The sequence below is a fragment of the Paenibacillus sp. FSL E2-8871 genome (assembly GCF_038000345.1).
GTDB lineage: Bacteria > Bacillota > Bacilli > Paenibacillales > Paenibacillaceae > Paenibacillus_AQ.
In genome coordinates, this window is the sequence record NZ_JBBOBV010000001.1 from 3,527,822 (window position 1) to 3,546,058 (window position 18,237).

Consider the following 18,237-nt stretch of genomic DNA (forward strand, 5'->3'; position numbering starts at 1 on the left):
TTTCATGTTGCAGTTTGTACATCTTCCCACGCCAAAAGCAGGCGCTTTATTCCTTCCTCCAGCTCCACAGCATTTAGATGGGCAAAAGCAAAACATGCGGCTGGCTCCCCCGGCGAAACTTGATATAACGCCACATCTCTGAAATCCGTGCCGCGCCTGCGCGCTGCCGCCCGGAATGCCACGAACTCTTCTCTATTGCGTAGCCACCGCGCATATACTTGCAGCCCCGCATCGCCAGGCAGCAGCTCAAACAGCTCATTAAGCTGTTCTGACAGCATCGCCCTAAGGATGCGACCGCGTTCACCATAAATGCGGGTCATCCGACGCAGATGACGGCCATAGCCGCCGGTATTCATAAACCGTGCCAATGCCCGCTGTTCCAGCAGTCCGACTGGTAAAGGCTCATATAGCGCCTTAGCGGCGATCGTCGGCTTTACCAGAGAGGGTGGAAGCACTGCAAAGCCCAGCCGAAGACCAGAGAACATCGTGTTTGAGAAGGAGCCAATATACACGACCCGTTCTCCGCGATCTAGCGCTTTTAATGGCTCGATTGGACGTCCCGACCACCGAAACTCACTGTCATAATCATCTTCAATGATTACCGCTTCATGTCGCTGCGCCCATTCCAGCAAGATACGCCTCCGTTCCAAAGGCAGCACCACACCTGTAGGAAATTGGCGACTTGGTGTAACAAACAACAGACGCGCATCCCAATCCTCCGGAATTAGACCGCTATCATCCAGCTTTCCTACCAGCAATCGTCCCCCATTGATCTCTACCGCTCGGCGAATCCCATGAAAACCTGGGTCCTCGACAACCGCTTCGCCCGCTGTATCCAGCAGCAGCTGTGTCAAAATAACGATGCCTTGCATCGAACCGCTAAACAATACGATATGCTCTGCATCCGCACGAATCCCGCGGGTAATCCGCAGATGCGCTGCGATAGCTTTGCGAAGCCCTTCATCTCCTTCGGGGGGACAAGTGCTTTGCAGCAAACCGCCCTCCTTCCCTCCGGCATACGACAGCGCACTGCGCCACTCGGGGTAAGGAAAATACTCCATCCGCATACCGCTGCTAAGGAAGCTCACAACATTCTTGCTACGCTGTTCATACAAGGGTGTAGGATGCGCGAGTAGTCGCTCTCCCCATGCTGAAAGTGGGATCGTTCTCTCAGATGCAGGGCCTCTCCCAGCAGCATCTGCCACCTCACCCAAAGTCACATTTTCACGTTTACTATCTCCAGAGGTCGAAACAAAGCTATCTTCTGATACGAATGTCCCCCGTCCAGTTACCGTCCTTACATAACCATCAGCGAGCAACATTTCATACACCTGCGAGACCGATCCGCGTGACAAGTCATACTGCGTAGCCAGTCTTCGTGTAGACGGCAGCTGAGTGCCACCCGGGAGAGTTCCCTCCAATATTCCAGCGCGAAGTGCATGATATAACGCTAAATATTTGTAACGATGTATCGCCAGATATTGATCGAATGCCAGCGTGATATTCATTGTTCCCCCCCCTTGGCCAGCAAGTGGTCCATTAAAAACTATCTTAATTGGTCCTTTTTAATTGTCAACTACTCTACTATTCTTGAAAGAACATCTACATCGGAGCAAACGCTCTACACTAATAAGAAAGAGGAAGTGATCCCTATGCGCAGAAAAGAATTTCAAGTAGATCAGGAGGAAGAATTGGTCTCTTTTCTAGAAGGAATGAGCTTTGGTTTTCTCGGGACAAGCGATGAACAGGGGCTACCGCGTGTGACACCGCTGAATTTTGTGTATACAGGTGGGTATTTCTATTTCCACGGCAGTCATGCTGGTGGCAAAATGAAGGCGATCCGCAATCAGCAGAAGGTCTGCTTTACAGTAGCGGATGAGTATGCACTGATTCCGTCTTATTTTAGCGATCCAGAGATGGCCTGCCCAGCAACCGCGTATTTTAAAAGTGTTACCGCCTACGGCACAGCCGAGCCCGTCGAAGACATTAGCGAAAAAGCCATCATACTCTCCTTATTTATGAAAAAACTCCAACCCGAGGGTGGCTATAATCAGATAGATGCAGAGGACCCTAGATACCGTCCCCGTCTAAAGGGAGTTGCCGTTGTACGCATTACCCCCGATGAGATCACTGCGAAGTTTAAGTTTGGGCAGAATCTGAAAGAAGAAGGACGTTCCGGGGTCATTTCCGGACTATCTGAAAGAAATCATCCACGTGATGAAGAAACCATTGAAATGATGAAAAAATACTGCCCTTACCACTCCGAATAATAGATACGGATAAACCAGTTTCTCGTACAAAATAAGCACTATGTATAGTGCAAAACTTAAACTTCCTTAAATTTTAAAAAAACGTATCTTTCCAAGTGACGGTTGCAGGCGGCGGTGATATAATGTTAGGCAATGTTAACAGTATGTTATCCCCAAAGAACCCTGGAAGGATGAAACTGATGAATCCACTAGCTGGACAATTAAACGAAAGTATCAAAGCAGGAAATGAACATGTGTATGATATGCTCTCTACGCTTGGCAAAGAAATTTATTTCCCAAAAGAGGGCATCCTGAGCCAATCCGCTGAAGCAGGAGCTCACGCCAAGAAATATAACGCGACCATCGGTATTGCTACTGAAGGTGGCGTGCCTATGCACCTCGGCGTCATCCAGGATAAACTCTCCGCTTACAGCCCTAAGGATCTGTATAGTTACGCTCCTCCAGCAGGTAAACCAGAGTTGCGTACTGTATGGCGTGAAAAGATGCTGCGCGAAAATCCATCGCTAGAAGGTAAAACCATCAGCAATCCTGTTGTAACCAACGCCCTTACTCATGGGCTTAGCATTGTCGCTGACCTCTTCGCAGAGCCAGGTGACGCTATCATCTACCCGGATAAGAACTGGGAAAACTATGAACTAACCTTCGGAATTCGCCGTCATGGGGAGACCGTTAATTATCCACTTTTCACAGAAGAAATGACCTTTAACAGTGCGGGTCTTGAAGATGCTTTGCTGGCTCAAAAAGAACGCGGAAAAGCGATCGTTCTGCTGAACTTCCCTAACAATCCTACAGGGTATACTCCAGGGATTAAGGAAGGCGATGAAATCGTCGCAGCTATCCTTCGTGCGGCTGAGGAAGGCATTAACGTGGTTGTCGTAAGTGATGATGCCTACTTCGGACTGTTCTTTGAAGACTCACTAAAGGAATCATTATTCGGTAAGCTTGCTCATCTGCACCCACGTGTGCTTCCAATCAAAATTGACGGCGCAACCAAAGAAGAATTCGTCTGGGGCTTCCGTGTTGGCTTCATCACTTATGCCTCAGAAGACAAGGATTTGCTGGCTGCATTGGAGCAAAAAACATTAGGTATCATTCGCGCCACTATTTCCAGCGGTGCACACCCATCACAGACCTTCGTATTAGATGCACTGAAATCTCCACAATTCGAAGAACAGAAGGAAGAGAAGTTCCAAATCATGAAGGGCCGTGCGAATAAAGTAAAAGCGCTGCTCGATAGCGGCAAATACGGCGATGATGTATGGACGTATTATCCTTTTAACTCCGGCTACTTTATGTGTCTGAAGCTTCACACCGTTTCGGCTGAAGCCCTTCGGCTTCACCTGATTCATAATTACGGACTAGGCACTATCGCTCTCGGTGAAACAGATCTGCGTATTGCTTTCTCTTGTATCGAGGAAGAACAGCTCGAAGATCTATTTGATCTTGTATACGCAGGCGTTCGCGATTTGGAAAAAGCTTAACAAATCTTTCATATTCCCTATAATCAGCTCCGCTTCTGCGGGGCTGATTTTTTTCTGGACTCCTCCGGCATTGGCCTATACATGCTTCTCTCTCCGCACATACAATACGATGTACTCAAGTACAACACACACCGAAAGGGGAATGAACATGAGCGAAGAAGTAAGAGGCGGACATGGATGCTGCAGCCCATTCACAAGCACTGGCGCCATTCTGGTTCTCTTTATCCTGTTAGTTATCATCAGCCGTTCACTCTTTGTCTAACTAGAGATGACAGTCTCGGGAAAGAGCCTTAGGCTCTTTCCTATTTCCACGTAGTACATCTCATTCCCCAACGAAATAAAAAGGCTCCCTCATCCGTAGAATTCTCTACTTTTGAGAAAGCCTTTTTTATTTTGAAATAACTTCCTACAAATCCTCGTCAGTCATCCGTGCCGCTTTACGGGACAAGAATGCCTTAAACAGAAAGGATACCAGAATACCTGCTGCGAATGTACCGATCACTGGCAGTAGTCTGTCACCAATAGAGGCTAAGAAAGGCAACCCAAGAATCATTGCCACTACCAGGTGCGCGCGGAATACGAATTGTGTTGTGTTATCCGCCTTACTGCCTTCAGGAAAGGGATACACTGTCAGCCAAAAAGATTCACTGTGCAGTTTGCGAAGTGCCGACAACTGTACGCCAATAATGAATAGGAAGAACAAATAGATCGCGGTGCCAAAATAACTTTCACGGTTTAACCAATTCAGCAGCAAGGCCAGCACCGAAATCCGCATAATGATTCCGAAGATATCTCCCCGGGCGAAGCTTTTGGTCAACAGATAACGGTAAGCCGTATCCTTACGCCAAGGCAGCCGAGCCCCCCATTTGGAAAGATAGCGACGAGGATACACCCGCTGCTCACGGCCTGGCACATCCACGAACCAGCCCAGAACCATCAGGGCGCGTCCACCTTGATTTTTTTCCATGGCGATTAGTCTTTCCCAAGGGACGGCGTGGCGTCCAGGTACGGATAGTGCAACCAGATAGGCTGCTGCTAATAGCGCCATAAATATCAGGCTTCTACCGGCAGGCTGCCACAACCAAGCAGCAATAATTAATCCTCCTACTGCCCAGCGTAAGAAAGTGAATATGCCTGCCATCGGACGCGACAGCATAGCTATCTCTTTCCATAAGCCGTAACTCGCGATTAGCTTCACAGCAATCAGAATCAATATTGTAAATAACAGCCGCTTAGGCGAGTCATCTGTACGTATGTACAACGGCCAAAGGGTAATGAGTACAAATAACAATCGAACAATCTTCCATACGTTCCCACTCACCCACGAAGGTGCGAAATATTCCTTCATTCGATGTCCTTGAGGCAATAGAAAGATCGTATCCGGAGTCTGCAGATAAGTGCGGAAGCTGCTATTTACTGCTGCAGGCAGCAGTATTGCAAGCATAATCCAGCGGATGGGAATGCCTTCAGGCACATTCTGTAACAACGATGTATACCAAGCAGAGAAGACAATCAACACAAAGAGGAAGACCATAGCTACGCCGCTTTGAATGATATATCCCACATAAGGAAGCATACTTCCCATGAATCGACCTCGCCGCGTGCGCCGCAGCTCTTTCAAATCCATATTATTTCCCTCCCTGAACCAGCTCGTAGAACAGCTGCTCCAAAGTCAGCCCCTGTAGTCCAGTGGTTGCCGCAATTTCTGCCAGCGTTCCCTGAGCAATCACCTTACCTCTATGCAGCACAATAAAGCGGTCGCAATAATTCTCAATAGTAGAAAGAATATGAGAGCTAAGCAGAATAGAGGAGCCTGATTTTTTCAGATCCATCATGAAATCAAGCAGAGAGCGAATCCCGAGCGGATCCAGTCCTAAAAAGGGCTCATCGATCACATATAACGCAGGGCGTGCCACGAAAGCGCACATGATCATGACCTTCTGCTTCATCCCTTTGGATAGATGAGTCGACAACGTGTCCATCTTATCTTCCATATGGAACAGCTTGGCTAGATGTAAGGTGCGAGTTTCGTAGTCACTTTGTTCTACCCCATACGCTCTTGCTGTAAATTCAACATGCTCACGTACTGTCATTTCATCATACAGAAGAGGCGATTCAGGTACAAAACTCAAAGCATTGTGATATCCGATGGGATCTTCAGCACGAGTCTTGCCCTTTACTGTGATATCGCCCTTATGGGGCGACATCAATCCTAGAATATGCTTCATGGTCGTACTTTTTCCTGCTCCATTTAAACCAATTAAACCAACCATCTCGCCAGGCTGCACCTGAAGTGCAATATCATGCAGCACCGGCTTATTCAGGCTGTATCCACCACTGAGGCCCGTAATTTGCAATACGGGAGAATTATTCATTGACCGTCACCTCTCGGAGTTTTGTCTTTCAACCACTTTGGTGCTCCTTTATTCTTACGGTTCTTCTCACGTTCCGCATTGCTGCTGCGTTTGCTTCGAGCAGGAGTAGCACCTCCACGCGCGCCTGCAGAAGGATTCACACTGCGCTGAGAATCGCGCTGTGATTCTACGCTTGCCTCACTTGTCTGGATCGTTGCCAGTCTTTTAACAGGTTGCTGCTCTGTGCTGGTTGTAGACGGCTGAGTTCCTGCATTCCCAGATGTTCGCGCCTGTGGCTTACTGCTGCGCGGAGAAGAAGCATCGCGGCGTTGTCCGTTGCTCTCATTTCGTCCCCGTCCACTATTCAAAGCGTTGCGCGCTTCATCTGCTGCTAGCACCTTGCCACCGACCATTTCCCGCTCTTCAAGGGCAATATCCAGTTCACGCGCAAATTTACGCATAATAAAGGTCTGCTGCTCTGTCACAATCGTTACGGATAATCCGCGTTTTCCCATCCGACCCGTACGACCCGCACGGTGTACATAATGCTCGGAATCAAAGGCAGGATCGAAGCTTACTACCAGTGACAAATTCTCAATATCCAGTCCTCTGGCAGCTACATCACTGGCAACAAGCACACGGAATTTCCCTTCGCGGAAACGTGACAATACATTACTGCGCGTTACTTTATCAGCATCACCGTAAAGTGCGGCTGCGGTCAGTCCAAGATGGTTTAGCTTAGCCTCTACCTCTGCAATATCATCAGTCGCATTCACGAACACAATCGCCTTATCTGGATTGTAATGACGGATGACCCGACGCAGCATGTCTATTTTGTTGCGTTCTTCCGTTACAACGTAATGATGCTCTAAACTCTCTGCTGTCATGACACCAGGAGCAATTCCAACCTCTGCCGGGTTCTTCATTTCACGATTTGCCAAGGCTTTCGTCTCCGGACCAATGGTTGCAGACAGCATAACGAGCTGGCGTGAACGCAGTGCGCTGCTAACAATTTTCGTTACCTCTCCGGCCCCGCTTAGCTGAAACATTTGGTCCGCTTCATCTAGAACAATCGTGCTGACTTCATGCATCTTTAACTTGCGAAGACCAATCAATTCGCGAATCCGGCCAGGGGTTCCCACAACAAGCTGTGGATGCTCACGCAGTTTGTCAATCTGGCGTTTGATGGCTGCCCCGCCAATAAGACCCATTACTCGAATCCCACGGTGTTCGCCATAACGTTCCGCCTCACGTAAGATTTGCATCGCCAGCTCCTGTGTAGGGGCGAGCACCAGCTTTTGGACCACCTTCTGCTCCGGATTGATCGTTTGAAGCAGAGGCAACAGATAGGCCAAGGTCTTACCCGTTCCAGTCTGGGAAGCAGCAATAACATCTCTTCCCTCCAGCAGAAGTGGAATCGTCTGCTCTTGTACAGGGGATGGAGCGTTAATACCGAATTCCGACAATCGGGCAACTAGGTCTTCCTGAATGCCGATAGCCGCAAAAGAAGCTTTATTCATAAGTGTAATTCATCCTTTTCGCTTGAGATAATATCTTCATTATATGCCAAAAAGGCCTCTCCACCAAATGGAAGGCCAATAATGCTGACGGCAGGCTCTATTTTCTGTTCATCGCATTATAAGTAAGCTTGTCCGCCAGGCGAGGAAACAGACCATAAAGCCGAATACCAAACCCTGCCAGACCCGGAAGATCAATCTCTTCTTTGCCAGTTTCCATGACCTTTACGATCTTGGAAGAGACATGTTCCGGTGTCATCATCATCCGAGCTACGCTCTTTTCATAATTGCCGGAAGGGTCAGCCGTTTTGAAAAAATCAGTGGCAATGGGACCAGGGTTCACAGCCGAGACGATGATTCCGCTCTTCCGCAGCTCTTGACGAAGTGCATTCGTGAATCCGACAACAGCATGCTTGGTGGCTGTATAGGCTACCGATTTGGCTGTACCGATCTTCCCTGCCATAGAAGCCACATTTACGATCTGGCCACTTCCCCGCTCTAACATATGTGGAACAACAGCCTTCGTACAGCGAACAATCCCCATATAGTTAACATCCATCATATCATCAAACTCATGAGGCTCCATCTCTGTAAAAGCGGCGAATTTACCGTACCCAGCATTATTTAGCAAAATATCAATTCTGCCGTAAGTCGCCAAAATTTGAGCAAAGGTCTCTTGTACACCGTCGGCATCTGTTACATCGCATGTATACAGTCCAAAAACGCCCGGAATACTGGCCGCCGTTTCTTTCAACTTCGCTTCGGAACGTGCCACAAGGATCGGAATCGCACCTTGCTTACTAAGCATTTGTGCGGTTAATGCACCAATACCGCTGGATGCTCCTGTAATCACAACAACCTTATCTTTAAGTACCATAAAAAGTATTTCAGCTCCTAACTCTTGCCTAAGAGATCATCACCTGAATATCCATCTCTCCAACCCCATCCATCAACAATGGAATACTAAGTGCTCTGCGAGGCAAAAAGGACATGCTCTCAAGCTTCATAATTTGGGGAGGACTTATATCCACTGAAACCCCCTGATTATATAGAATCGTACTAGCATTTCCACTGATCATATTGCCCAGCTCTGAAATTGCACTCTGACCCATCTCATCCATCTCCGTAATCACATAACCGCCCATCATAATCGATACCATTCGCAAGGCTACCTGCTCTGCGATACCAAATATAATATTTCCGCTCAGCTGGCCTGTCATTCCCACTTGAATCCATATATGATTATCGATCAGTTCAATTTCTTTGATGCCTAAATTCCCAGTGGAAGGCGAGACCTGAATCACTTGTTCTATAACTGTCCGTGCAGATTCTAAAAACGGATTAATTACTTCTGCTTTCATGAAAGTCCTGTCTCCCCCTTTATCGTGCTTTAGTCATATACCAAAAGTCCCAAGTAATATGGATTTATTATACTTTATATATCGGCACAATTCAGCAAAAATTAATGTACATGTCGAATTCGAACCCAAGTTTGTTTATGTTGCAACATTGCTCTGTCGGGTATTATCTCCTATAATTTAAATCAAATGCCAACATGGAACGTAATATTTCACCCCATCACTTTCATATTTGCTTGTCCAAAGGAGGTATTCCATGAACATCAGCCAGCTGGAGACACTAATAACGATCTCCAAAACGATGAGCTTTCGCAAGGCCGGAGAACTGCTTAACTTGACCCAACCAGCGGTTTCAGCACAAATCAAGAGCCTTGAAGAAGAGTTCAAAACACAGCTGGTTGACCGGAACCAGCCTGTTACGTTAACCGATCGAGGAACTGTATTTCTGGAGCATGCGGAACAAATTGTGACGATTGTCGAGGAGCTTAAACAGAGACTTGCGGACCTTGAAGATAATCCCCAAGGACATATTATTCTCGGCACTACTACCTCTATCGCCATTCAAATTTTACCGCGTATTTTGTCCTATTTTAAAGACCAGTTCCCTCATATCAAAACATCTATTTCCTCTATGTCCTCGTCTCAAATTTATCAACATGTCGAGAATGGCATTGTCGATGTCGGCATTGGCTATTTGATCGGACGTAGTCCGAGTATGACTACTTCCATTCTTTATTATGATACATTCGAGTTGGTGGTCTCACCTAGACACCCCCTGGCTCAAGTTAAGACTGCAGGTATAGAAGCCCTAAACAAAACCCCGCTAATTCTGCTCTCACCAGATACAGTGGGCCGTAAATTTGCCGACGAGGTATTCTCCAAGCATGGCATAGAGCCACAGGTAATTATGGAACTGACGAGCAGCGAGGAAGTGAAACGGATGGTAGAACTCGATTTAGGTGCAGCCATTATTTCCAAGCAGTCAGTGACCGCTGAGGTGCGAGCCGGTTCCCTCAAAATTGTGCCTATTATTGAATTGGAAGTCACGCATCCTGTTGGCGTCATAACGAAGTCTGGAAAATACGTGAACTCAGCCATGAGACAGTTTCTCAGTGATCTCAAAGGTATGCCGGAGACACAATTTATTGGGTCTGAATAAAAAACACCCAATAGTGGAATCGATACTTCTGAGCTAATTGCATAACCTTGTTTAAAGGAGTTGATCTTGATGAAATTTGACCTGCATACACATCATTTTCGCTGTGGCCATGCTGATGGAACGATTAGAGATTATATCGAAGCCGGAATTTCAGCAGGTTTAGGGGTAATAGGCATTTCTGACCACACCCCATATTTCGGAAGCCCTTCCGAGCAAGCTTTTCCTCTAATTGCTATGGGTAAGTCCGAATTCTCAAACTATGTTGAGGAAGTCCTCTCCCTCAAAAAAGAATACGAAGGTGTAATCGACGTTCTGCTAGGTATTGAATCAGACTACTTCCCTGAGCATGCCGAGCTTTACCGCAAAACATTATCCGCCTACCCTTTTGATTATGTGATTGGATCGGTACATAGTGTTGGTGGCGTCAGTATCTTTAACAAGGGTCGCTGGAAAGGGCTTAGCAAAAATGAACAGATTCGTGTGAAGTCTGATTATTATCGATTGATTGCTGATTCCGCCCGCAGTGGCATGTTTCAAATTCTCGGACACATTGATGCGATGAAGGGAAATTATCCTGCTTTTTCAGAAATTCCTGCTCCAAAGCCAATTGATGACTGTCTGCAAGTAATTAGTGAATGTGGCGTGGCGATCGAAATTAATACCTCAGGCGGAACCAAGCTGGTTGGCGGTTGGTATCCATCAGAAGATATACTGGAGCGTGCACATCATTTTGGCGTTGAGGTTACTTTCGGTTCGGATGCGCATAAGCCGTCCCGAGTCGCAGAAGACCGAGATGCGGTAGCTGCACAGCTAAAAGCGATAGGTTTTACACATTGGGTTTATTACAAGCAGCGCGAGAAAATTAAAGTTTCACTGTAAAGATTTCTTATATTTCGAACAAATGCACCAAGCGTTATTGGTTTAGGGGTGGGGTTACCCTCCGTTAAACCAATCTCCGCTTGGTGCATTGTCGTTTATTTATAGGTTGTCGCAGGTAAACCCTTGCTGCTTCAGTGTGCGCTTCGCATCCCCATATTCCGGGTTGATATCGTAAAAATGAGCAATCGTGCTCGTCCAATCTCTCTCCGTTAATCCCTGCTGCTGCATATATTCACGGTGGGTTTGATTATACGCCTCCAGGAGGCCTTCCACATCCGGATTGTATTGTTCCTCATGAAACACCGCTTCCAGCGGCAGCCGCGGCTTCTGTGCGGTCTCTTCGGCTGGATATCCGACACAGAGCCCGACGATAGGGAATACGTACTCCGGCAGCTTCAACAGATCAATAACGCCTGCTGTATTGCGCCGGACACCCCCAATAGGGATGATCCCGAGTCCCATGGATTCTGCCGCTGCAATCGCGTTAGCCACTGAGATACCAACATCTGTAGCTCCAACGAGCAGAGCATCTACATCTTTTACCGCTTCAAAAGACTTGCCTTCCACTTTACTTGCTAATTTCGCTCTATAGAAGTCCATGCAGAACACTAGAAAGACGGGGGCTGCTGCTACATGCTTCTGATTGCCGCACAAGACCGAAAGCTGCTGCTTACGCGCAGGATCCTTGATAGCTATAATGGAGACCTGCTGTCCATGAACCCATGAGGGCGCTGCTTGGGCCGATTCGATCATTATCTTTAGCTTATCCGGCTCCACTTGTAGATCAGAATACTGCCGGAAAGAACGGTGATTCATTAACGTCTGTATTACATCATTCAAAATGTTACGCCTCCTTCTCAATTCATTCGACTGTTTGTTAATCATAAACGATCGGATTAGGTCCTGACAAAAAAAAAATGGACCCGAATCATCGGGTCCCAAAGCAGTATATTTTTAAAAGGGGGTCATGTACTTAGTTTAACCGGACACTGTTAGAGTTTCATAACGGCATTATTTCATTTGTGTAACAATGTGAATACTTTCATTACATCGTCCAAGGAGCCTACTCTGGGCATCACTCGCTCCAGCATCATGCCGTTCTTAAGCATTACACGTTCGGATCTAATATTATCTCCTCGGCAGCGCCCTTCGATCCGTGTGATCCCAAGCGTATGAACACTGTAATTTAAAAATAAGCCAACCGCCTCTGTCGCCAATCCGCCTCCCCAGTACGCCGGGTCTAGCATATATCCTAACGTGGCCTTGCCCTCACGGCGGTTCCAATGCTGTAAAGCAACAATACCGATCAACTTCTGCTGCTCCTTTAAATAGATACCCACATGTAACGCGCAAGGATCGAATGCGAATAACATCCGGTTCACCAGCTTCTCCACCTGAGCAAGGTCTGATCCAGCTCCGGTGCGTATTTGAATATGAGCCTGCACTTCTGGGTGGGAGAGCAGTTGCTGCAAATGACAGGCATCCTCGGGCGGAATCATCCTAAGGTCAACCGCCACACCTTGTTGCGCCTGGAACGATACTGCCTCATAAGTGCTCATACTCTCTCCTCCTCCATGCCGCTAAAATATCAGCCTATTCATCCGATGAATGGCGCAATGTCAGCACCGTTAACTCAGGCCTACATAGAAAACGAAAAGGCATGACTGTTTCGCCAAAACCTCTATTCACATACACTGGCATGCGCTTGGTATCTGTATAATACAATCCATTTATGTACTTTTGAGACCCATAAGGGGTGAATGGCGCACCTAGAAACGGCAGGCGAATCTGTCCTCCATGGCTGTGCCCGGATAGCTGTAGATGAAAGGAATGAGCCTGTGCTATATCAGCATAATCCGGTTCATGCATCATCAGAACGGTAAAGATTCCTGCAGGTACACCCTTGAGTGCCTTCACAGGGTCAGGCTCGCCATGCAGCAGATCATCCAGTCCGGTCACAGCCATAACTGCCCCGCCTCTTTTTAGAAGATAAGATTCATTCCTTAGCACCCGGAAACCAGCAGATGTAAACAACTCGATAATCCGCTTCGTATTCTTGAAATCATGGTTGCCTAGCACCGCATATTTTCCTAGTGGAGCATCCAGCTCTGCCAATACAGGTATGGCATCTACAAGATCCTCAGGGTTGCTGTCCACGATGTCACCTGTAAAGCATATAAGATCCGGTTCCTCCTTAGCGATACGTTCTGCAAGTCGAGCCAGATCACGGGCATCCTTATTAAACCCAAGGTGAGTATCACTGAAATGGACAACCTTCATGCCTGAAAAAGCAGAGGGAATATCTTTGAAGGACAACTTCAGCTTAGTAACCTGAATCCAGTTGGGCTCCCCTTGCCAAGCGTAACCACTTGTGAGCAAGCCTGCGCCGATTACAGTAGCCGCACCTCGAACCAGGAATTGCCGTCGGGTCATTGTTGTCTTGCCCTTAGATCGACGTCCAGAGGCACTAGAGTGGGTGCCTTTACCTGAATGATTATTTTTCTTATTGGGAGAAGCCCCAGACGATTGTATCTTCATACGGAGTTTCTCCTTCCCTTCAGCTTTCGTTTAGAGCCGTCAGTACAATTCTACATTCTTCCTCTGGCGTATCACGGTATGCGGGTGCGATGCCTCTATCAGCAATTTCTGATCGTTGGACTCGTTTCAGCATAAAGGCTACTTCCACCGTCTTCTTAAAGGGAAAAGGATCCAGCACTAACGTTGACTTATCTTTCCACTCCACGGTTATCGTACGACCTGACGTAAAACTGAAATCTTCACTGCCAGAGAATCCTTCACGCCACCATGGATGCTCCTCAGATTTCGGGCTACCCGGTTCATTTAAAGCCAAATATAGAGATAAGTCATCGCAGAATTCCAAAAGACGGGCATCATAATACAGCTCATCTTCACCAATAGGTTTAGATACTTCCAGTTCTCGGTGAATACGGGATCTACGTTCCTCTTCATGCTCTTGATATAAAGTCAGTTCTGGATAATCCAGTCCCGAAATCTTAATGAGTCGTTCAAAATGCAAGCTGCACAAAAGCGCTCCATAAGGTGTCCGCGCCTCGATCTCATCAAGTCCTCGCTTATAAAAGGTCAGCTTCGGCACTACAGGAAAATCAATAAAGCTGTAAGGCGCGTGTTCCGCATCGTTCCAAAAGGGCGTCTCATCCAGATCAATCCAGCCCCGGTCATGTTCAGCTACCGCCCAAAGCACCTCATCCCGGCGTCCTTCTTCTGGCACATGCTCTTCCTTAAACCAAATGGCAAGCTCTCCAGCTAACTTCCCGTGATCATGCTGTTTAACCATTACAATTGCTCCATCATGCTCCCGACAAATCACGATTATTCCTCCCTGTTGTTCCACACCTAACGTACGTTAACAATGGATATTATAGCATATGCTATTCATTCTTCTGAGCTAGACGAATTTCCTATTCCCTACCAATTATAAACAAAAAAGCTATCCTCAGCGAATATAAATCCACCATTGAGGATAGCTCCATATTAAAGATCCGGCGGTACTACTTATTACACACCTAACCAGCGTTTGAACATATGTTTTGTCGTCTGCTTATTAATTTCTGCAATGGAGGTGGTAAGAGGAATACCTTTTGGACAAGCGCGCACACAGTTCTGTGAGTTACCACAACCGTCAATACCGCCATCTTCCATCAATGCGTCCAATCTTTCATCCGCATTCATTTCACCTGTAGGATGAGCATTGAACAGGCGTACTTGAGAGATGGCTGCGGGTCCGATGAAATCCGTCTTCTCGTTGACATTCGGACAAGCTTCCAAGCATACGCCGCAAGTCATACACTTAGATAATTCATAAGCCCACTGCCGTTTCTTCTCCGGCATACGTGGTCCCGGCCCAAGGTCATACGTACCATCGATTGGAATCCAGGCCTTTACTCGTTTCAGTGCGTTGAACATCCGGGTACGGTCAATCACTAAGTCACGCACCACCGGAAATGTCTTCATTGGCTCAATGCGTACAGGTTGTTCAAGATTGTCTATAAGCGCTGCGCAGGCTTGGCGAGGTTTGCCGTTGATCACCATCGAGCAAGCTCCGCATACTTCTTCTAGACAGTTGGAATCCCAGCATACCGGAACGGTGCTGTCACCTTTGGCATTCACAGGGTTACGCTGAATTTCCATCAAAGCACTGATTACATTCATACCCGGACGATAAGGGAGCTCAAATTCCTCAACATAAGATGAGCTTTGTGGATCGTCCTGGCGGGTGATGATAAACTTTACGTTTTTGGGAGCTGTAGCAGTTTCCGCCATAATGGTTCCCTCCTCAAATTGCCTAATTTTATTTCATTAAGCTTGCCTCGCAAGCTGTTTCACTGCTGGGAAAGATTAATCCTTCGAATAATCACGGACCCGTGGAGGGATCAGTGAGACATCGACTTCGTCGTAAGAGATTTGCGGACCGTCTGCAGTCCAAGCTGCTTTCGTGGTCTTCAAGAATTCCTCATCATTACGATCCGGGAATTCCGGTTTGTAATGAGCGCCGCGGCTCTCATTGCGCATAAGCGCTCCCAGTGTCATCGCTTCGGACAGCTCCAGCATGTTCCATAGCTGACGGGTGAAAGCTACACCTTGGTTATTCCAGCGTGACGTATCGTTCATATTGATATTGCGATAGCGTTCTTTAAGCTCTTTGATTTTGCCAATGGTCGCTTCCAGCTTCGGATTATGCCGTACAACCGTCATATTGGCGGTCATCCATTCGCCCAGTTCCTTGTGAATCACATAAGCATTCTCTGTACCTGACATCGCTAGCAGAGACTCATATTTGTCCGTCTGCTTTTTGTGGAAGCTATCATATACAGAAGAAGAGATATCTTGTGACGATTTCTTCAGACCTTTAATGTATTCAACAGCCTTTGGTCCAGCAACCATACCACCGTAAATGGCAGATACCAGAGAGTTAGCGCCTAGACGATTCGCTCCATGATATTGATATTCACATTCGCCTGCCGCAAACAGACCAGGAATGTTTGTCATTTGGTTGTAATCAACCCACATACCGCCCATGGAATAGTGCACAGCCGGGAAGATTTTCATTGGTATTTTACGAGGGTCATCCCCCATGAATTTTTCGTAAATTTCAATAATCCCGCCAAGCTTCACGTCCAGCTCTTTCGGGTCCTTGTGAGAGAGGTCCAAATACACCATATTCTCACCGTTAATGCCCAGCCCTTGATCCACACACACATTAAAAATTTCACGTGTAGCAATATCGCGCGGCACCAAGTTACCGTAGGCTGGATATTTCTCTTCGAGGAAATACCACGGTTTCCCGTCTTTATAAGTCCAGATACGGCCGCCTTCGCCACGTGCTGATTCCGACATTAAGCGGAGCTTGTCATCTCCTGGAATAGCCGTTGGGTGAATCTGGATAAATTCTCCATTGGCATAATGTACGCCCTGTTGGTACACCGCACTTGCTGCTGTACCCGTATTAATTACGGAGTTCGTTGTTTTACCAAAAATAATACCAGGCCCGCCGCTAGCCAAAATAACAGCGTCTGCAGGAAAAGTCTCAATTTCCATCGTCTTGAGATTCTGGGCACTTATGCCGCGGCATACACCTTCGTCGTCGACGATGGCCGAGAGGAACTCCCAGTTCTCACGTTTCGTTACAAGACCTTCGGACTCCCAGCGGCGCACTTGCTCATCCAGCGCATACAAAAGCTGTTGGCCTGTCGTTGCGCCAGCAAATGCAGTGCGGTGACGCTTCGTTCCGCCGAAACGACGGAAGTCGAGTAATCCCTCAGGTGTGCGGTTGAACATTACGCCCATCCGGTCCATAAGGTGGATGATACCCGGTGCTGCTTCACACATCGCCTTGACCGGTGGCTGATTCGCCAGGAAGTCACCGCCGTAAACGGTATCGTCGAAGTGCTCCCAAGGGGAGTCGCCCTCCCCTTTCGTATTTACCGCGCCGTTGATGCCGCCTTGCGCACAAACGGAGTGTGACCTTTTTACAGGCACTAATGAGAATAATTGAACATGCGCACCGGACTCCGCCGCCTTGATGGTAGCCATCAGGCCGGCCAGACCGCCACCCACGATAATGATATTTGCTGTTGCCATGATAGTTCACTCCCTTTATTGAAAATATCAGAAAGGATTCTGGAATCTAGTCCTGAGAGGATAATTACTTAGATGAAAGTCTTTATGGACTGAGCTATGGAAGCTGCGGTTTGAAATTCAGCATCACGGAAAGTGACTAGCGAAATGAGGAACATAAACGTTACAAGAACAAATATACCGAGACAAAGGTATGAGGATACCCGCTGTGAACGAGGTCCTACCGTGATTCCCCAGCTGATCAAGAAAGACCATAGACCGTTTGAGAAGTGAAAGCATGCTGCAACGATACCGATAATGTACAGTGTCAACATCAGTGGTTGAGTCACGATATCATGCATCAGACCGCCCAGCTCTTCATGCTCTACACTACCAACTGCCACCTGAACCCGGGTTTGGAACAAATGCCAGACTATAAAGATAAAGGTAATAATTCCTGTAATGCGTTGCAGCGTATAACGCCAGTTTCTTTCAATGTTGAAACGGTTCAAGTTCGGCTTGGATTGATAGGCAATATACAGTCCATATACGCCATGGTACAGCAGAGGTAGCCATATACCGAACAATTCCAGGAAGAAGACAAGCGGCAGGCTATTCAGCCATATCACGCTGTCAGTGAAACCGGAAGCGCCACCCTCTACAGCCGCAAAATTCGTCATCATGTGCTCAATGAAGAAAGCTCCAAGCGGGATAACGCCTAGCAAGGAATGAATCTTTCTGGAATAAAATCCTTTCATACAAAGTAACCCCTTTCCGATTAAAACAGCGTTTTCATTATTGTGTATTCACCGCCGGAACTACATTTGACACAGGATAACGTAGAATATGTCATGACAAAACGTCTATATTTACCGCTATCCTTGGTTTCCCGGACTTTGTTTTCTTTTTCACAAAATGTGAATATCTTGTGTCACTTTTCATGTTACTCCTTTTTCCCTTATAAGGGAATTGCAATCTAATTATTAAACGTTATACAATAAACGCATAAGAATAGATTTTATATGATAATAATTCTCATTTAGAGAAACAACATTTTCCGACAAATCTTTTATTTCCTTATGGAGCAAGAAGTATTGTCTTCATGGCTATGAATTTCGTCACT

The 18,237-nt window shown here is 47.0% G+C and carries 18 protein-coding genes; 5 read left to right on the top strand and 13 right to left on the bottom strand.

Features of this window, described 5'->3' with window-relative positions:
• Positions 1-2: 2 nt before the first annotated feature.
• Positions 3-1,508: a MocR-like pyridoxine biosynthesis transcription factor PdxR gene (gene pdxR, locus NYE25_RS16035; RefSeq protein WP_341146372.1), complete on the bottom strand. Its 1,506-nt coding sequence runs from the start codon at positions 1,506-1,508 to the stop codon at positions 3-5.
• Positions 1,509-1,652: 144 nt separating this feature from the next.
• On the opposite strand from pdxR, the gene NYE25_RS16040 reads away from it, so the two are divergent.
• The 3 genes from NYE25_RS16040 to NYE25_RS16050 all read left to right on the top strand — a co-directional run bounded on the left by NYE25_RS16040 (position 1,653) and on the right by NYE25_RS16050 (position 4,013).
• A complete protein-coding gene (locus tag NYE25_RS16040; protein ID WP_341146373.1) occupies positions 1,653-2,270 on the top strand; it encodes a pyridoxamine 5'-phosphate oxidase family protein in 618 nt (205 codons plus the stop codon).
• A gap of 179 nt (positions 2,271-2,449) precedes the next feature.
• The gene (locus NYE25_RS16045) at positions 2,450-3,751 is read left to right on the top strand and encodes an aminotransferase class I/II-fold pyridoxal phosphate-dependent enzyme (RefSeq protein ID WP_341051852.1); all 1,302 of its coding nucleotides are present in this window, start codon (positions 2,450-2,452) and stop codon (positions 3,749-3,751) included.
• 148 nt (positions 3,752-3,899) lie between these two features.
• Positions 3,900-4,013, top strand: coding sequence for a YjcZ family sporulation protein (locus NYE25_RS16050; protein WP_234541014.1), 114 nt, complete (start codon positions 3,900-3,902; stop codon positions 4,011-4,013).
• Positions 4,014-4,157: 144 nt separating this feature from the next.
• On the opposite strand, the gene NYE25_RS16055 is transcribed toward NYE25_RS16050, so the two are convergent.
• The 5 genes from NYE25_RS16055 to NYE25_RS16075 form a co-directional block, all read right to left on the bottom strand.
• On the bottom strand, positions 4,158-5,378 hold the full coding sequence (locus NYE25_RS16055) for an ABC transporter permease (RefSeq protein WP_341146374.1): 1,221 nt from the start codon (positions 5,376-5,378) through the stop codon (positions 4,158-4,160).
• Position 5,379: 1 nt separating this feature from the next.
• A complete protein-coding gene (locus tag NYE25_RS16060) occupies positions 5,380-6,126 on the bottom strand; it encodes an ABC transporter ATP-binding protein (protein ID WP_076285232.1) in 747 nt (248 codons plus the stop codon).
• Complete coding sequence (locus NYE25_RS16065; RefSeq protein ID WP_341146375.1) at positions 6,123-7,625, bottom strand: DEAD/DEAH box helicase; 1,503 nt, start codon at positions 7,623-7,625, stop codon at positions 6,123-6,125. The genes NYE25_RS16060 and NYE25_RS16065 overlap by 4 nt, the downstream gene beginning before the upstream one ends.
• Before the next feature lie 97 nt (positions 7,626-7,722).
• On the bottom strand, positions 7,723-8,499 hold the full coding sequence (locus tag NYE25_RS16070; RefSeq protein ID WP_341146376.1) for an SDR family NAD(P)-dependent oxidoreductase: 777 nt from the start codon (positions 8,497-8,499) through the stop codon (positions 7,723-7,725).
• A gap of 28 nt (positions 8,500-8,527) precedes the next feature.
• The gene (locus NYE25_RS16075; RefSeq protein WP_042130872.1) at positions 8,528-8,983 is read right to left on the bottom strand and encodes a chemotaxis protein CheX; all 456 of its coding nucleotides are present in this window, start codon (positions 8,981-8,983) and stop codon (positions 8,528-8,530) included.
• A gap of 253 nt (positions 8,984-9,236) precedes the next feature.
• Here NYE25_RS16075 and NYE25_RS16080 point away from each other — a divergent pair, with 253 nt between their 5' ends.
• Positions 9,237-10,139, top strand: a complete 903-nt coding sequence (locus NYE25_RS16080) for a LysR family transcriptional regulator (protein ID WP_042191539.1) — start codon at positions 9,237-9,239, stop codon at positions 10,137-10,139.
• 69 nt (positions 10,140-10,208) lie between these two features.
• Positions 10,209-11,018, top strand: coding sequence for a histidinol-phosphatase (locus tag NYE25_RS16085; RefSeq protein WP_042191541.1), 810 nt, complete (start codon positions 10,209-10,211; stop codon positions 11,016-11,018).
• A gap of 99 nt (positions 11,019-11,117) precedes the next feature.
• Here NYE25_RS16085 and NYE25_RS16090 read toward each other — a convergent pair whose 3' ends face one another.
• The 7 genes from NYE25_RS16090 to NYE25_RS16120 form a co-directional block, all read right to left on the bottom strand.
• Positions 11,118-11,858, bottom strand: coding sequence for an NADPH-dependent oxidoreductase (locus NYE25_RS16090; RefSeq protein WP_042191544.1), 741 nt, complete (start codon positions 11,856-11,858; stop codon positions 11,118-11,120).
• Between the two features lie 176 nt (positions 11,859-12,034).
• Positions 12,035-12,577 carry a GNAT family N-acetyltransferase gene (locus NYE25_RS16095; RefSeq protein WP_341146377.1) on the bottom strand — a complete coding sequence of 181 codons (543 nt, stop codon included), beginning with the start codon at positions 12,575-12,577 and terminating at the stop codon, positions 12,035-12,037.
• Positions 12,578-12,611: 34 nt separating this feature from the next.
• On the bottom strand, positions 12,612-13,556 hold the full coding sequence (locus NYE25_RS16100) for a metallophosphoesterase (protein ID WP_341146378.1): 945 nt from the start codon (positions 13,554-13,556) through the stop codon (positions 12,612-12,614).
• 19 nt (positions 13,557-13,575) lie between these two features.
• Positions 13,576-14,367: a DUF3891 family protein gene (locus NYE25_RS16105; protein WP_341146379.1), complete on the bottom strand. Its 792-nt coding sequence runs from the start codon at positions 14,365-14,367 to the stop codon at positions 13,576-13,578.
• 188 nt (positions 14,368-14,555) lie between these two features.
• Complete coding sequence (gene sdhB / locus NYE25_RS16110; RefSeq protein ID WP_042130877.1) at positions 14,556-15,320, bottom strand: succinate dehydrogenase iron-sulfur subunit; 765 nt, start codon at positions 15,318-15,320, stop codon at positions 14,556-14,558.
• Positions 15,321-15,395: 75 nt separating this feature from the next.
• Positions 15,396-17,138, bottom strand: a complete 1,743-nt coding sequence (gene sdhA / locus NYE25_RS16115; RefSeq protein ID WP_042191550.1) for a succinate dehydrogenase flavoprotein subunit — start codon at positions 17,136-17,138, stop codon at positions 15,396-15,398.
• A gap of 68 nt (positions 17,139-17,206) precedes the next feature.
• Positions 17,207-17,872: a succinate dehydrogenase cytochrome b558 subunit gene (locus NYE25_RS16120; protein ID WP_042130879.1), complete on the bottom strand. Its 666-nt coding sequence runs from the start codon at positions 17,870-17,872 to the stop codon at positions 17,207-17,209.
• Positions 17,873-18,237 lie beyond the last annotated feature (365 nt).

Bases quoted from the DNA above. Each gene is read 5' to 3' on its own strand.
- pdxR (WP_341146372.1), bottom strand. From the start codon at position 1,508: ATGAATATCACGCTGGCATTCGATCAATATCTGGCGATACATCGTTAC.
- NYE25_RS16040 (WP_341146373.1), top strand. From the start codon at position 1,653: ATGCGCAGAAAAGAATTTCAAGTAGATCAGGAGGAAGAATTGGTCTCT.
- NYE25_RS16045 (WP_341051852.1), top strand. From the start codon at position 2,450: ATGAATCCACTAGCTGGACAATTAAACGAAAGTATCAAAGCAGGAAAT.
- NYE25_RS16050 (WP_234541014.1), top strand. From the start codon at position 3,900: ATGAGCGAAGAAGTAAGAGGCGGACATGGATGCTGCAGCCCATTCACA.
- NYE25_RS16055 (WP_341146374.1), bottom strand. From the start codon at position 5,378: ATGGATTTGAAAGAGCTGCGGCGCACGCGGCGAGGTCGATTCATGGGA.
- NYE25_RS16060 (WP_076285232.1), bottom strand. From the start codon at position 6,126: ATGAATAATTCTCCCGTATTGCAAATTACGGGCCTCAGTGGTGGATAC.
- NYE25_RS16065 (WP_341146375.1), bottom strand. From the start codon at position 7,625: ATGAATAAAGCTTCTTTTGCGGCTATCGGCATTCAGGAAGACCTAGTT.
- NYE25_RS16070 (WP_341146376.1), bottom strand. From the start codon at position 8,499: ATGGTACTTAAAGATAAGGTTGTTGTGATTACAGGAGCATCCAGCGGT.
- NYE25_RS16075 (WP_042130872.1), bottom strand. From the start codon at position 8,983: ATGAAAGCAGAAGTAATTAATCCGTTTTTAGAATCTGCACGGACAGTT.
- NYE25_RS16080 (WP_042191539.1), top strand. From the start codon at position 9,237: ATGAACATCAGCCAGCTGGAGACACTAATAACGATCTCCAAAACGATG.
- NYE25_RS16085 (WP_042191541.1), top strand. From the start codon at position 10,209: ATGAAATTTGACCTGCATACACATCATTTTCGCTGTGGCCATGCTGAT.
- NYE25_RS16095 (WP_341146377.1), bottom strand. From the start codon at position 12,577: ATGAGCACTTATGAGGCAGTATCGTTCCAGGCGCAACAAGGTGTGGCG.
- NYE25_RS16100 (WP_341146378.1), bottom strand. From the start codon at position 13,556: ATGAAGATACAATCGTCTGGGGCTTCTCCCAATAAGAAAAATAATCAT.
- sdhB (WP_042130877.1), bottom strand. From the start codon at position 15,320: ATGGCGGAAACTGCTACAGCTCCCAAAAACGTAAAGTTTATCATCACC.
- sdhA (WP_042191550.1), bottom strand. From the start codon at position 17,138: ATGGCAACAGCAAATATCATTATCGTGGGTGGCGGTCTGGCCGGCCTG.
- NYE25_RS16120 (WP_042130879.1), bottom strand. From the start codon at position 17,872: ATGAAAGGATTTTATTCCAGAAAGATTCATTCCTTGCTAGGCGTTATC.